This is a genomic window from Bradyrhizobium sp. FW305-F6, assembly GCF_058782905.1.
In genome coordinates this window covers 21,341-36,077 of the sequence record NZ_JBYSYD010000001.1, presented here as the reverse complement: position 1 = coordinate 36,077, position 14,737 = coordinate 21,341, and the positions used below count along the sequence as shown (strand labels likewise).

At 66.6% G+C, this 14,737-nt stretch carries 12 protein-coding genes; 10 read left to right on the top strand and 2 right to left on the bottom strand.

The window, feature by feature from the left end:
- The first annotated feature begins 6 nt into the window (after positions 1 to 6).
- The 4 genes from trpD (at position 7) to AC3WLX_RS00150 (ending at position 5,274) form a co-directional block, all read left to right on the top strand.
- Positions 7 to 1,020, top strand: coding sequence for an anthranilate phosphoribosyltransferase (trpD, locus tag AC3WLX_RS00165; protein WP_492334255.1), 1,014 nt, complete (start codon positions 7 to 9; stop codon positions 1,018 to 1,020).
- Positions 1,021 to 1,027: 7 nt separating this feature from the next.
- Complete coding sequence (gene trpC, locus AC3WLX_RS00160) at positions 1,028 to 1,849, top strand: indole-3-glycerol phosphate synthase TrpC (protein ID WP_492334254.1); 822 nt, start codon at positions 1,028 to 1,030, stop codon at positions 1,847 to 1,849.
- A 1-nt stretch (position 1,850) separates the two neighbouring features.
- A complete protein-coding gene (gene moaC, locus AC3WLX_RS00155) occupies positions 1,851 to 2,378 on the top strand; it encodes a cyclic pyranopterin monophosphate synthase MoaC (protein ID WP_291624341.1) in 528 nt (175 codons plus the stop codon).
- 175 nt (positions 2,379 to 2,553) lie between these two features.
- Positions 2,554 to 5,274, top strand: a complete 2,721-nt coding sequence (locus AC3WLX_RS00150; protein WP_492334253.1) for a bifunctional diguanylate cyclase/phosphodiesterase — start codon at positions 2,554 to 2,556, stop codon at positions 5,272 to 5,274.
- Between the two features lie 80 nt (positions 5,275 to 5,354).
- On the opposite strand, the gene AC3WLX_RS00145 is transcribed toward AC3WLX_RS00150, so the two are convergent.
- Positions 5,355 to 6,692: a S41 family peptidase gene (locus tag AC3WLX_RS00145; protein ID WP_291624348.1), complete on the bottom strand. Its 1,338-nt coding sequence runs from the start codon at positions 6,690 to 6,692 to the stop codon at positions 5,355 to 5,357.
- Positions 6,693 to 6,993: 301 nt separating this feature from the next.
- Between AC3WLX_RS00145 and AC3WLX_RS00140 the strand changes: the two genes are divergently transcribed.
- The 6 genes from AC3WLX_RS00140 to AC3WLX_RS00115 all read left to right on the top strand — a co-directional run bounded on the left by AC3WLX_RS00140 (position 6,994) and on the right by AC3WLX_RS00115 (position 12,247).
- Positions 6,994 to 8,127 (top strand): alpha-hydroxy acid oxidase, encoded by a 1,134-nt coding sequence (locus AC3WLX_RS00140; protein WP_492334252.1) that lies wholly within the window; start codon positions 6,994 to 6,996, stop codon positions 8,125 to 8,127.
- Between the two features lie 20 nt (positions 8,128 to 8,147).
- The gene (locus AC3WLX_RS00135; RefSeq protein WP_492334251.1) at positions 8,148 to 8,771 is read left to right on the top strand and encodes an HAD family hydrolase; all 624 of its coding nucleotides are present in this window, start codon (positions 8,148 to 8,150) and stop codon (positions 8,769 to 8,771) included.
- Between the two features lie 157 nt (positions 8,772 to 8,928).
- On the top strand, positions 8,929 to 9,123 hold the full coding sequence (locus AC3WLX_RS00130; RefSeq protein WP_291624354.1) for a hypothetical protein: 195 nt from the start codon (positions 8,929 to 8,931) through the stop codon (positions 9,121 to 9,123).
- A gap of 213 nt (positions 9,124 to 9,336) precedes the next feature.
- The gene (locus AC3WLX_RS00125; protein WP_492334250.1) at positions 9,337 to 10,548 is read left to right on the top strand and encodes a molybdopterin molybdotransferase MoeA; all 1,212 of its coding nucleotides are present in this window, start codon (positions 9,337 to 9,339) and stop codon (positions 10,546 to 10,548) included.
- A 176-nt stretch (positions 10,549 to 10,724) separates the two neighbouring features.
- Complete coding sequence (gene lexA / locus AC3WLX_RS00120; RefSeq protein WP_091886069.1) at positions 10,725 to 11,426, top strand: transcriptional repressor LexA; 702 nt, start codon at positions 10,725 to 10,727, stop codon at positions 11,424 to 11,426.
- A 386-nt stretch (positions 11,427 to 11,812) separates the two neighbouring features.
- Positions 11,813 to 12,247, top strand: coding sequence for a hypothetical protein (locus AC3WLX_RS00115; protein ID WP_492334249.1), 435 nt, complete (start codon positions 11,813 to 11,815; stop codon positions 12,245 to 12,247).
- Between the two features lie 126 nt (positions 12,248 to 12,373).
- Here AC3WLX_RS00115 and AC3WLX_RS00110 read toward each other — a convergent pair whose 3' ends face one another.
- Positions 12,374 to 14,653 (bottom strand): ComEC/Rec2 family competence protein, encoded by a 2,280-nt coding sequence (locus AC3WLX_RS00110; RefSeq protein ID WP_492334248.1) that lies wholly within the window; start codon positions 14,651 to 14,653, stop codon positions 12,374 to 12,376.
- Positions 14,654 to 14,737: the final 84 nt, after the last annotated feature.

Genomic DNA, 14,737 nt, shown 5'->3' with positions numbered 1-14,737 from the left:
CACGCGATGGACGACCTGAAATCGATCATTGGAAAAGTGGCGACCGGCGCCAGCCTGTCGCGTGACGAAGCCGCTTCCGCCTTCGACGCCATGATGAGCGGCGAGGCCACGCCCTCGCAGATGGGCGGCCTGCTGATGGCGCTCAGGGTGCGCGGCGAGACCGTGGACGAGATCACCGGCGCTGTCGCGGCGATGCGCTCCAAGATGCTGACCGTAACTGCGCCGCCCGACGCCGTCGACATCGTCGGCACCGGCGGCGACGGCTCCGGCTCGGTCAACGTCTCGACCTGCGCGTCCTTCATCGTTGCGGGGGCCGGCGTGCCGGTTGCCAAGCACGGTAACCGCGCGCTGTCGTCGCGCTCGGGCGCCGCCGACGTGCTGGCCTCGCTCGGGGTGAAGATCGATCTGAAGCCGGATCAGGTCGGCCGCTGCGTGCGCGAATGCGGCATCGGCTTCATGTTTGCCCCGGCCCACCATCCCGCCATGAAGAACGTCGGCCCGACCCGGGTCGAGCTCGCCACGCGCACGATCTTCAACCTGCTCGGCCCGCTTTCCAACCCGGCCGGCGTCAAGCGGCAGATGGTCGGCGTGTTCTCCAGGCAATGGGTGCAGCCGCTGGCGCAGGTGCTGAAGAACCTCGGCTCGGAATCCGCCTGGGTGGTGCACGGCTCCGACGGTCTCGACGAGATCACCCTCACCGGCCCGACCTTCGTCTCCGCGCTCCACAACGGCGAGATCCGGAATTTCGAGGTGACGCCGGAAGAAGCCGGGCTGCCGCGCTGCGAGGCCGGTGCGCTGAAGGGCGGCGATGCCGACGCCAACGCCATCGCGCTGCAGAGCGTGCTCGACGGCAGGCCGAGCCCCTATCGCGACGTCGCGCTGATGAACGCGGCCGCCGCGCTGATCGTGGCCGGGCGCGCCAAGGACCTGAGGGAAGGCGTTGCGATCGGCACCAAGTCGATCGACAGCGGCGCGGCAAACGCGAAGCTGAAGCACCTGGTCGCGGTCTCCAACAGCTGAGCCTGACATGTCGGACATTCTGACCAAGATCGAGACCTACAAGCGCGAGGAGATCGCCGCCGCCAAGCGCGCGCAGCCGCTGTCGGCGGTCGAGGCCAAGGCCAAGGCGCAAGCCGCGCCGCGCGGCTTCGTGCGGGCGATCAAGGCCAAGCACGCCCGTGGCGATTTCGCGCTGATTGCCGAGATCAAGAAGGCCTCACCGTCCAAGGGCCTCATTCGCGCCGATTTCGATCCGCCGGCGCTCGCCAGAGCCTACGAGGCCGGCGGTGCCGCCTGTCTTTCGGTGCTGACCGACACGCCGTCTTTCCAGGGCCACCTCGACTTCATGGTGGCGGCGCGGGCGGCGACCTCGCTGCCGGTGCTGCGCAAGGATTTCATGTTCGACACCTATCAGGTGGCCGAGGCCCGCGCGCACGGCGCCGACTGCATCCTGATCATCATGGCCGCGCTCGACGATGCCGCCGCCAGGGACATCGAAGACGCCACCATCGCCTACGGCATGGACGTGCTGATCGAAATCCACGATCGCGCCGAGCTCGACCGGGCGCTGCGGCTTCGTTCGCCCATGATCGGGGTCAACAATCGCAATCTGCGGACCTTCGAGACCACGCTTGCGACCAGCGAGGCCCTCGCGCCGCTGATCCCTACGGATCGGCTGATGGTCGGCGAGAGCGGCATCTTCACGCCCGAGGATCTCGCCCGGCTCGAGCGCGTCGGCATGTCGACCTTCCTGGTCGGCGAGAGCCTGATGCGGCAGGCCGACGTCACCGCGGCGACGCGGACGCTGCTCGCGCGCACGACCCCGGCGCGTGCGACGGGCACGCGCTGACATGCCGCGCTCCACGACCAGGCCGTCGAAGACCAAGCTCTTGAAAACCAAGACCGGTCCCGCCCTGACCCATATCGGCGCCTCCGGCGAGGCGCGAATGGTCGATGTCTCGGACAAGCCCGCGACGGAGCGACTTGCGGTCGCGGAAGGCCGCGTCGTCATGAGCAGGGCAACGCTCGACCTGATCGTATCCGGCAACGCCAAGAAGGGCGACGTGCTCGGCACGGCGCGCATCGCCGGAATCATGGCCGCCAAGCGCACCTCCGAGCTGATCCCGCTCTGCCACCCGCTCGCGCTGTCGAAGGTGACGGTCGACATCGAGCCGGACGCAAGATTGCCGGGCTGCCTCGTCCGCGCCAGCGTGAAGGTCACGGGCCCGACCGGCGTCGAGATGGAGGCACTCACGGCCGTCTCGGTCGCCTGTCTCACCATCTACGACATGATCAAGGCGGTCGAGCGCGGCGTTCGTATCGAGGGCATCCATCTGGTCGAGAAGCTCGGCGGCAAGTCCGGCCATTATCGCGCCTGAAGCGCGCTTGCCTTCCGACCCACTTGCGCGCGGCGCACATAGATTGCTTTTTCGCGCAACCATTCATGCATCGTTAACCGCCCTTCCTAACTTTACCTCCACACCGTCACCGTAAACCAACGGATGTTCTCAGGCTCATGAATTGATCCTGACGTGTGCGCGGCAATGATCCAGCATGAAGATGAAATTAGGCAGTCGTCTGTTTGACCAGGCCTTCGTGCGCAGCGGACCGATCCGCTGGCTGGTGGTGGGCGGCACCCTGCTGATCGCGGCCATCGCCATCGGCTCGGTCCTGATGGCGCAGAACTTCCGGGAGCGGGCACTGCGCAACTCCGGCCGCGAGCTCGAAAACGCCGTACTGCTGCTCGCCCATCATTTCGATCAGCAATTGCAGGATTTTGCGGTCATCCAGAAGGACTTCGTCGACCATGTCCGCACCGCCGGAATCACGAGCGGCGGGGATTACCGCAAGCACCTCTCGGGCGAGGACGTCCACCGGATGCTGCGATCGAAGATCGACGCGCTGCCCTATATGGGCGGCGTCAACATCATCGATGCCGATGGCAATCTGATCAATTCATCGACGGCATGGCCCGCCCCAAGGGTGAACGTTGCCGATCGCGCCTATTTCCGCACCTTCAAATACGATCCCTATGCGCCCGACGTCCTGATCGAGCCGCTGCACAGCCGCGTCTCCGGCGCATGGACCATTCTGGTGGCCCGGAGGATCGTGGCACCAAGCGGCGAGTTCCTCGGCGTCGTCGGACGCGGGATCGAGCCGGCCAGCTTCGAGAAATTCTTCGCCTCCGTCGTGCTCGGCGAAGGCGCGACGATCTCGATGCTGCATCGCGACGGCACGTTGCTCGCCCGCTATCCGCATTCCCAAGAATTGATGGGACGAAACTTCAAGTCCGGCCCGTTCGAGCATCAGAGGGTGTTCGGGCTGGATCATTTTGCCGGCCGTTTCACCAGCCCCGTCGATGGCGAAGACCGGCTGGTTTCCTCGCGAGCCCTGCCCCACTTCCCGATCCTGGTGATGGCCTCCACGCCCCGCGCGGCGGCCCTGGCCGACTGGCGGGAGCAGATCGGCATGCTGATCTCGATCGCCGCCTCGTCCGCACTCGCCATCGCCGGCGTGCTGATTGCGGTGGTGCGCAAGCTGCTGGAGCAGCACCGTCTTTCACGCGAGCGGCTGACGCTGGAAAAGCAGCGGCTCGACCGCGCCGTCAACAACATGACTCAGGGCCTGTTGCTGTTCGACGCCGAGCGGCGACTCGTGGTCTGCAACCAGCGCTACATCGAGATGTATGGACTGTCGCCCGAGATCGTAAAGCCCGGCTCCAGCTTCCACAACATCATCAGCCATCGCAAAGCAAGCGGCTCGTTCACGGGCGACGTCGACGCTTACGTCGAACTGGTGCTGAAGAACATCCATGTCCGCAATTCCATGGTGGTGGATACCACGGACGGCCGTTCGATCCACATCCTCAACGAGCCGCTCGCGGACGGCGGCTGGGTCGCGACCCATGAGGACATCACGGAACGCCGCCGCATCGAGGAGCGCATCACCCACCTCGCCCATTACGACGCACTGACGGACCTGCCCAACCGCGCCATGTTCCATGAGCACCTGCGGCAAGAGCTTGCCGCGGTCGGCGACGGCGAGCAGATTGCGGTGCACTACATCGACATCGACGAGTTCAAGGGCGTCAACGACGCGCTCGGCCATCTCGTCGGCGACGAGCTACTGAAATCGGTCGCCGCGAACCTGCGCCGCTGTGCGGGTCCGGCGGACTTCGTGGCGCGGCTCGGCGGCGACGAGTTCGCCATCGTGCAGAGCGCGGTGAGGTCGTCGGACCAGGTCGACGAGCTCGTCGCGCGGGTCTTCGCGACGATCCGCACACCGTTCGACTGCATGGGCCATCATCTCACCACCGACGCCAGCATCGGCATCGCGCTCGCGCCGGAACACGGCACGGCGCTGGACCAGATCCTGAAGAACGCTGACATGGCGATGTACGCGGCCAAGTCCGCCGGGCGCCGCACCTACCGTTTCTTCCAGCCCGAGATGGACGCCAAGGTCCGCGAACGGCGGCAGCTCGAGATCGACCTGCGCCAAGCCATCGCCCAAAGGGCGCTCGAAGTCTACTACCAGCCCTGCATCGGGCTGAAGGACGACCGCATCACCGGCTGCGAGGCGCTGGTGCGCTGGCGCCATCCCGAGCGCGGCTGGGTCTCGCCTGCCGAATTCATCCCGATTGCCGAAGACACCGGCCTGATCAACGAGATCGGCGAATGGGTGCTGGCGACCGCGTGCCGGGACGCAGCAGGCTGGCCCGACGACATCCGCCTCGCCGTCAACGTCTCGCCCGTGCAGTTCAAGAGCGGCACGCTGGCACTGAAGATCATGGCGGTGCTGGCCGCCTCGAACCTGCCGGCAAGCCGGCTCGAGCTCGAGATCACCGAGGCGGTCCTGATCCGCGACGACGATGCCGCGCTCGCGATCCTGCACCAGCTCCGCGCCATCGGCGTGCGCATTGCGCTGGACGATTTCGGCACCGGCTACTCGTCGCTGAGCTACCTGCACCGCTTCCCGTTCGACAAGATCAAGATCGACCGCTGTTTCGTCGACGACATCGCCCGCCCCGACGGCTCCGCCAGCATCGTTCAGGCCGTCGTCAATCTGGCGACCGCCCGCCGCATGACCACCACGGCCGAGGGCGTCGAGACCGAGGAGCAGCAGCGCCTGCTTCGCACGCTCGGTTGCTCCGAGATGCAGGGTTATCTGTTCAGCGCCGCCAAGCCCGCCGACAAGGTGCTGGAGCTGTTCGCGCTGCATCGCAGCCGGCTGGCCCGGCGCGAGGGCAGCGAGGGCCGCCGCCGCGAAGCCGGTTAGGATCTTCGGACAAGCCTCAAACGAAATCGCCCGGAAGCATCCTCACTTCCGGGCGATCCATATCTGGAGCCTCGTAAGATCTAGTTCGGCACCGCAGCCTTCGTCGCAGACTTGGCGGCAACCTCGTTCGCAGGCGCACCGCGCAGGAAGTCGAATGCCGCGTGCAGGGCCTTGTCGTCCTCCTCCTTCGGCGGAACATACGACTGCGATCCGGTCTGCTCGCCGCCCTCGCCGGCCGAAAGATGTCCGCGCATCTGGGATTCTGCCATGGTGTCCATCCGGCCCTTCAACTCCGGTGGCACGTCCTGGAGGATCTCGATGTCGGGCGCGATGCCCTGCGCCTGGATCGAGCGGCCCGACGGCGTGTAGTAGCGTGCCGTCGTCAGAGCCAGGGCGCCGTTACCGGAGCCGAGCGGAATGATGGTCTGGACCGAGCCCTTGCCGAACGAGCGCGTGCCGATGATCGTCGCGCGCTTGTGGTCGTGCAGCGCGCCGGCGACGATCTCCGAGGCCGAGGCCGAACCGCCGTTGATCAGCACCACGATCGGCTTGCCCCTGGTGAGATCGCCGCCATGCGCGGTGAAGCGCTGGGTCTCTTCCGGACTGCGTCCGCGGGTCGAAACGACCTCGCCACGCTGCAGGAACGCGCTCGACACCGACACGGCCTGGTCGAGCAGGCCGCCCGGATTGTTGCGCAGGTCGACCACGTAGCCCGCAAGCTTCTCCGACGGGACCTGCTTGGTGATCGAGGCGATCGCCTTCTTCAGGGCGTCGGTGGTCTGCTCGTTGAACGAGGTGATACGGATATAGCCGATATCGCTGTTTTCGACGCGGAAGCGCACGGGGCGCACATGGATGATCTCGCGCGTGATCGCCACTTCGAGCGGCGCGTCTGCGCCCTTGCGCACGATGGTCAGCTTGGTCTTGGTGTCGACCGGTCCCTTCATCTTGTTGACCGCCTGCTCGAGCGTCATGCCCTGCACGGCCTCGCCGTCGATCTTGCTGATGAGGTCGCCGGACATGATGCCGGCCTTCGAGGCCGGCGTGTCGTCGATCGGCGAGACCACCTTGACGAGGCCATCCTCCATCGTGACCTCGATCCCGAGCCCGCCGAATTCGCCGGAGGTGGTCTCCTGCATCTCGGTCCAGGACTTGGCGTTCATGTAGCGCGAATGCGGATCAAGCGAGGTCACCATGCCGGTGATGGCGCCTTCGATCAGCTTGGCGTTGTCCGGCTTCTCGACATAGCTCGCCTTGACGCGCTCGAACACGGCCCCGAACAGATTGAGCTGAGAATAGACGTCGTCCGCGCCCACTGCCGCCCGCGCCGCCCACACGCCGCCCTGCGGGCTGGCTACCAGAAGGGTGAGACACGCTCCGGTGAGCGCGCCGAGGGGGAACAGCAGGGATTTCCGCATGGATGGGTGCCTTTTGCTTGGCGGTTCTCTTCAGGCTGACAGGCGCCATGCAAATGGCGATCCGGCGCCCGTCTCACAATACCATTCCGGTTTCTTCAAGGCCGGGATGCCACGTCGGCGGGCATACCGAAAAATCCCTTCGCCTTGGACTAAACTTTTGGCAACGTTCCGAAACCGCTTCGCGCGACGCAGTAACCGGTGCCCGCTGCCGTCTCACAGCTATGCGATTTAAGGATGGTTTTGGAGGGCCGGACGCGATAGGCGATGACGGATAAGAGTTCAAATTCTCGGGAGGACGACAATGAACGAAGCGCCCCGCATCCTGCCGGAGCGGAACGTCGAGCTCGGCGCCAGCGACGAGCCGTTCCAGAACCTGCACGAGTTCATCCGGAAGGCGCGCGCCAATCTGAATCAGAATGCCTGGGACTACATCATCGGCGCGGCCGAGACCGAGACGACGATGCGCCGCAACCGCATGGCGCTGGACGAGATCGCCTTCCGACCGCGCGTGCTGCGCGACGTGCGCAAGATCGATGCAAGCGTCGAGCAGTTCGGCCGCAAGATGCGCCTGCCGGTGGTGCTGGCCCCGGTCGGCGCGCTCGAGGTCTTCGATCCCGATGGCGCGGCGAGCGTCGTGCGCGCTGCCGGGACCTTCGGTGCGGCGCACATGCTGAGCTCGGTGTCCGAGCCTGGCCTCGAGCAGACCGCCGAGGCGGCCCCCGAGGCGCTGCGGCTCTACCAACTCTATGTCCGCGGGGACGATGCCTTCGTCGCCGATGTCGTCAGCCGGGCCGAGAAGAACGCCTATGCCGCGTTCTGCCTGACCGTCGACACCGCCCATTACAGCCGTCGTGAACGTGACATCGCCAAACGCTACGTTCGCGAGAGCCGCCTGCGCGCCACCGGCGGCGATTTCCAGAAGGGCCTGGACTGGCGGACCGTGAAGATGATCAAGGACAGGTTCAGGATTCCGCTGATTCTCAAGGGCATCGCCACCGCCGAGGACGCGCAGATCGCGCTCGAGCACGGCGTCGAGTGGATCTACGTCTCCAACCATGGCGGCCGCCAGCTCGACCATGGCCGCGGTGCCATGCATGTGCTGCCCGAGATCGTCGAGGCCGTGAAAGGCCGCGCCAAGATCATGGTCGACGGCGGCATCTGCCGCGGCACCGACATCGTAAAGGCGATCGCGGCGGGCGCGGACCTCGTCGGCATCGGCCGGCTGCAATGCTGGGCGCTGGCCGCGGCCGGCGAAGCCGGCGTCGCGCGCATGCTGGAGCTGCTGGAGGACGAGGTGCTGCGCTGCCTCGGCCTGCTCGGCGCCACCTCGTTTGCCGAGGTCGACAAATCCTGCCTGCATCCGGCGACCGCCACCAACGCGCCCAGCGTATTCAGCGCGTTCCCGCTGTTCGACCACGAGCCCTATCGTTACTGACGCCATGTGAAAAGGACGCAATGACATCGCTCTCTCCCGGCAGCGCGGATGCGCTCCTGTTCGACCTCGGGCGCGTGGTGCTCGACATCGACTTTTCCAAGGCGATCGCCTGCTGGGCGGGACATGCGGGCTGCCAGCCCGAGGCCATCGTCGCGCGCTATGTGCGCGACGAGGCATATCGGCTGCACGAGATGGGAAAGATCAGCGACGAGGATTATTTCGCCTCGCTGCGATCCTCGCTCGGGATTGGCATTTCGGACGCGCAGTTCCTGGAAGGCTGGAACGCAATCTTCGCCGGCGAGATGCCTGACATCGCCGAGTTGCTGCCGCGCGCGGCGAGGCAGATGCCGCTCTACGCCTTCTCCAACACCAATCAGCCGCACGTCGCCTATTTCTCGAAGCAATATGCCGATCTGCTCGGTCACTTCCGCGAGCTATATTTGTCGTCCAGCATCGGCCTGCGCAAACCGGATGCGGAGGCTTTCGACCATGTCGTCGCGGCGATCGGCGTGCCGGCGGAGCGCATCGTATTCTTCGATGACCTCGCCGAGAACATCGAGGGGGCCCGGGCGCGTGGCTTGATGGCGGTGCATGTCACCTCGCCGCGCGATGTCGGGAACGCACTGAAGGCCTTGGGCATCTAAGGCGACGCAAGAGCCGGAGAACCCTCTTTTCCGCGACTAAATTACGTCGCGATGTGGAACCCAATCGCTTTGTGCATTTTTACACAGAGTTCCCGGAACGGAATACCACCCTTCGGACTCATGAATCCGTTGGGGACTTCTACATTGGACTGACGACGTGCTGGGCAAAACCTACCTTACAAAGCAAGCCTCTCTCCTGCTTGAATTCGCCAGAACCACCTCGGATTCGGACCTATCTGCCAAGCTCATCAGCAAGGCGGCCGACCTGAAATCCCAGGCCGATCCGCTGCCCGACAAGGATCAAGGCCCCAGGGCGCCGGACGTCGAGCGGGACCGGCGGAGCGGGAGTTGACCGATGCCGGCCGTGGCGCTCGTCCTTCTTGTCCTCGTCATGGCGATCCTCGTGCCGGTCTTTCTCGCCTGCCGGATCCTGCCGCGACGGACGTGAGCTGCATTCCACACGAGCGAGATCACGCACGACATTCCGCGGGCGGCTTTGCCTCACGCGCCTCCTCGGCTAGAACACTGCGGCCCCATAGCCGATGTGCTCAGCAGGAGTTCACCCGTGGCCTTGATGCCGGTTTCTGACGCGCTCGCGGCGGTGCTGGCCGATGCCGAGCCGCTGGCCGAAGAGACGGTTGCCCTCGACCAGGCCTACCATCGCGTGCTCGCGCGCGACCTCGCGGCGCGGCGCACGCAACCGCCCGAAGCGATGTCGGCGATGGACGGCTACGCGGTGCGCGCGGCCGACGCAGCCACGATCAATTCCAGGCTTAATGTGACCGGCGAGGTCGCAGCCGGCCGTCCGTTCGCCGGAACAGTCGGCCCCGGCGAAGCCGTGCGAATCTTCACCGGGGGCGTCATTCCCGACGGCGCCGACGCGGTGGTGATCCAGGAGGACACCGTCGCGGACGGCAGCGGCGTCACGATCAAGGAGGCCGCGATTCCCGGGAGGCACATCCGCCCCGCCGGCGTCGACTTTGCTGAAGGCGACGTGCTGCTGCGCAAGGGAACTCGTCTCACCGAGCGCGATCTCGCGCTCGCCGCCGCAATGAACCACCCGCACCTTGCCGTCTGCCGTCGTCCGAAGGTCGCGATCCTCGCCACCGGAGACGAACTCGTGACGCCCGGCACCAGGCCGGGACCCGGCCAGATCGTCTATTCCAACGGCTATGCCCTGCATGCGCTGGCGCGCAGCGAGGGCGCCGAGACCATCGACCTCGGCATTGCCGCCGACACGCTGGAATCCACGTCCGCGGGCATCCGCCGGGCCCGCGAGCGCGGTGCCGACATCCTGGTCACGACCGGCGGTGCGTCGGTCGGCGACCACGACCTGGTCCAGCAGGCGCTGAGAGACGAAGGCATCGCGATGGCGTTCTGGAAGATCGCGATTCGGCCGGGCAAGCCGATGATGCACGGACGGCTCGACGCCATGCGCGTGATCGGCCTGCCGGGCAATCCCGTCTCATCCTACGTGTGCGCCTTCCTGTTCATGGTGCCGCTGATTCGTGCGCTGTCGGGCCGCTCCAACATTCGTCATCAAAGAGAGCGCGCCGTGCTGGGCCGCGACCTCGGTGCCAACGACCAGCGCGAGGATTACCTGCGCGCACGCCTGGAGCTGCGCGAGGACGGCACACCCGTCGCCGTCCCCGTCAATCATCAGGACTCTTCGCTGCTTGCGAATCTCGCTGCGGCACAGGTACTTCTCGTGCGCGCACCATTCGCGCCGAAGGCTGAGGCCGGCACGCCTTGCGAGGTGCTGCGGCTTCCGGTCTGAGCTCCGGGCCCGCACGTATTCCGCGAGCCTCGCCCCGTTCACCGTAAATTAAGCAGTTGCGGAACACATATCGAACATATAGGGTCCGTTCATGATTTGTTTCGAGGATGTAGCGGCTTATTGCCGAATTCATCGTCTCGGAATCGAACGACATCAACCGGGGGACTTAGGTCGAGATGTTGACGCGCAAACAATACGAGCTTCTGCGGTTCATCAGCGAGCGTCTGAAGGAAAGCGGCGTGCCGCCGTCCTTCGACGAGATGAAGGATGCGCTCGACCTGCGCTCGAAGTCGGGCATTCATCGCCTGATCACGGCGCTCGAGGAGCGCGGCTTCATCCGCCGCCTCCCCAACCGCGCCCGTGCCATCGAGGTGATCAAGCTGCCCGAGCTCCAGGCCGCCGCCGGCAATCGCCGCGGCTTCACCCCGAGCGTCATCGAGGGCAATCTCGGCAAGGTGCGCGCGAGCTCCAGCCCGCCCGCGGACGAGGGTGAACGGCCCGTAGCGGTGCCGGTGATGGGTCGCATCGCGGCCGGCACGCCCATCGAGGCGTTGCAGACCCGCAGCCACACCATCAGCGTGCCGCCCGACATGCTCGGCTCGGGCGAGCATTATGCGCTCGAGGTGCGCGGCGATTCGATGGTCGAGGCCGGCATCCTCGACGGCGACATGGCGCTGATCCAGCGCAACGAGAGCGCCGATACCGGCGACATCGTGGTCGCGCTGATCGACGACGAGGAGGCCACGCTCAAGCGCTTCCGCCGCCGCGGCGCCTCGATCGCGCTCGAGCCTGCCAATGCCGCCTACGAGGTGCGCATCCTGCCGCCGAACCGCGTGAAGATTCAGGGCAAGCTGATCGGGCTCTATCGAAAGTACTGAGCTTATCGAGCACGCCGCGCGCTTTCGACCGGCACCCTCGCTCCAAGATTGGAGCGGACGCTTCGTCCGCTTCGGCTGGATGGTCCCTCTGGTTCTGCGCTGACTGTCCGGCCCCTCCTTCTGCGCGACTTCCTGGTTCGCAAGCGCAGGCGTGCAGTCATTTCGCGCCAACCATCCGAGTTGATGCCGGCCGTCGCTGATCCGCGCTGCCGAATGCATCGACGCGCAGTTTGTTCCTAATCGCGCCGAGAAAGATAATGTGATCGCGTGCTGCGGACGCGAGCCGCAGATTTGCCCATAACCAAGCAGAGCGTCGCAGGCTCACTCTGAGAGAGGCCTGCGCCTCGAAGAGACGCGGGTCGCCATCTTCGCATGAGGAGCACCCGATGTGTGACTATAGCCTGCATGCCGTCGCGACACGCCCCGCCGAAGTCGGCGAGACGATCGTCACGACAACCTTCCGCGGCACCTCGACGCGCGGCTTCGCCTCCGCAGCCGATCTCTCCGTCGCGGTCTGCCTGCTGCCGGGAACGGAGCTCGCCTTCGCCGACAACGTCCGCTACGACAATCGCTGGATCTGGACGCGCACCGTCAACTCACGCGTCGGCAAGTTCGGCAAGATCGACCCGCACATTCCCGATCGGCATCACGATGCGATCGAATTCCCCGACGGCAGATACGTGCTGGTGACACAGCTCGTCGAAGGCCAGCGCGCAACCGTGCTGCAACTGCCAGTGACCCAGGCGGTGGGCGAACGCGAGCACAAGCCGCAGATCGTCGCCGACACGCGGTCCCCGATCGCACGCCAGCCGATCGGCTGATCGGTCGAGGCCCCCGGCGGATCGGTCGAGGGCCGGAAGTTGAAATGCCATCGCCGGCCGAGGCCGGCGAGATGGTATGGTTTGCGTCCTGCGCAGTCTCGCCGGACCGCCGCCCCGCATCGATCCTCAATCGTCAGCCTGCAAGTCGGTCTCCGATGGCGTTGCATCCCGGCTGCGCGGCGCGACCGTCCTCGGCGCAAGGTTGCCGTCGAAATCGCCTTCGCCGGCGCCTGCCGGCAGCCAGGGGCGACTGGCGCCTCTCGCCCTCACCGCCTGAACGGCAAAGCCGTCGCCACGCTGCGTCAACGCCAGCGCGCCTTGGCTCGCAAGACGCGGCCTGTCGACGACCATCGCCGCGCAATCGGGCGGCGCGGGACGCGCCGTCACCACCAGCGCCGCGCGGCTGCAATCGTCGGCCAGCGCGTCGATGCGCAGGGACAGCGCGACCAGCCGTCCGTCCGCGAGCGGCGTCACGCAGCCGGCCTCGTCACACGACACACCGTCGGCCAACGAGGTGCTGCCGGCATCGCGCGGATCGGCATCGGCCGCCAGCCACTGCTTGAGCAGGAAGCTGTCCTTGCTCGCGCGGATCACATGCAGTCGGCCGTCCCTGCCCCGCACGGCGACGCTGGCACCGTCCCCGGCAATCAGGACGTCTGGCTGCCGAACCGACAAGCCCCAGGCGATGGACACCAGCAGCACCAGGGCACCGCACCAGCGCAGGGGCGTTCGCAACAGCCCCATCACGATGATGCCGAGGCTCGCCGCGATCAGCGGCGCGATCCCGAACGTGGGGATGCGGCCGACCGCGCCCGGCAACGCCGCCACCCAGCGCGAGACCGCGACCATCCACTCGATGCCGATCCCCATCAGCCACCAGAACACGCCGTCGAGCCCGAAGGGCGCGGCGAGCAGTCCCAAAAGCCCGGCCGGCATCACCAGCGCCGAGACCACCGGCATCGCGCCGAGATTGGCGAGCACGCCGTAGGGCGTCACGCGATGGAAGTGGAAGGCGGCGTAGGGCGTGGTCGCAAGCCCCGCGATCAAGGAGGCCAGGAACAGCACCGCGATCTCGCGGCCGCCCCACAGCGCGATCCGCGCCGTCGCGGAATGATCGGGCGATGCGAGCAGATTCGGCATGCCGATCTGCACCAGGGCAACGAGACCGAGCGTGGCCGCAAACGACATCTGGAAGCTCGGGTGAACCAGCGCTTCGGGCGCGACCGCGAGCACGACAAGCGCGGCCACTGCCAGGGTGCGGAACGTGATGGCGCGGCGGTCGACCATCACCGCGATCAGCACCACGGCCGTCATGAAGAACGACCTTTGCGTCGCGACTTCCGCGCCAGACAGCAATAGGTAGAACGCAGCCGCCACCAGCGCCGCGGCCGCCGACCATTTCTTGATGGCGAAGCCGGCCGCCAGCCCCGGGATCAAGGCCAGCAGTGCGCGCACCGCGAAGAACACGACGCCGGCAACGACCGCCATGTGATAACCGGAAATCGAGAGCACGTGGCCGAGACCCGAGACGAACATCGCATCGTTGACGGGCGCGGTGATGGCATCGCGCCGGCCGGTGAGCAGCGCGGTCGCGATCGCGCGATTGTCGCCTTCGAGCGTTGCGCGGATGCGCGCGTCGATCGCATCGCGCAGGCCCTGCATGAAGGCGGTGTAGCGCAGCCGCAATCCGCCGGCATCCGGCGGCGTGGACGCCGTGATCGACCCCAGCACGAAGCCGGAGGCGCCGATGCCCTGGAAGAACATGTCGCGCGAGAAATCGTAGCTGCCGGGGCGCACCGGCGAGATCGGCGGCAGCAGCCGCGCCTTGAGCTGCACGAAGCTGCCGACCTCGGGCGCCGTGCCCTTGCGCACCGACAGGCGCACGCGCTCCAGCTTGACGTCGCTGCGCTGCGCCTCCATCGCGCTGACGCGCAGCACGAAGCGATCGGTGCGCTCGCGGATGTCGCGCGCTTCCACGAAGCCCGACAGCGACACCGCATAGAGCGGTTTTGCCAGCACGGGATGAGCGATGCGCGCCGTCTTCCAGGTCGCGACGGCAAAGCCGGCGGCGACCGCCGCGATCATGATGGCGGGCGCGAACAGCCGAGTCCGCCGCAACAAGGCTGCGCCGAGCAGAAGCGCGAGGGCGGTCGCGGCGACGACCCACAGCACCGGCTCGTGATCGGCGGCGAAGTAAAGCGCAATGCCGCTGCCGAAGGCGACCGGCACCCACGGCAGCAGGCGCCCGGGCCCGGCCTCGGCGCGGGCCCATTCGCGCAGCGCCTCGACAATTGTCGGCCAGACGCCGAGGCCGCTGGGCGCGAAGCCGCCCGCCGGTGCGGCGCGGCCGACCGGCCACGTCCCTGCAACTCCCTGGGAGCGCACTGGCCGCCCCGGCTCCGCCATTCCTCAACAACCTTACGCGACGCGACTGGCGCCAAGGCTACCGGAACGTGCGGCCGGGCGAATAGCGGTACGGATCGGGAACGA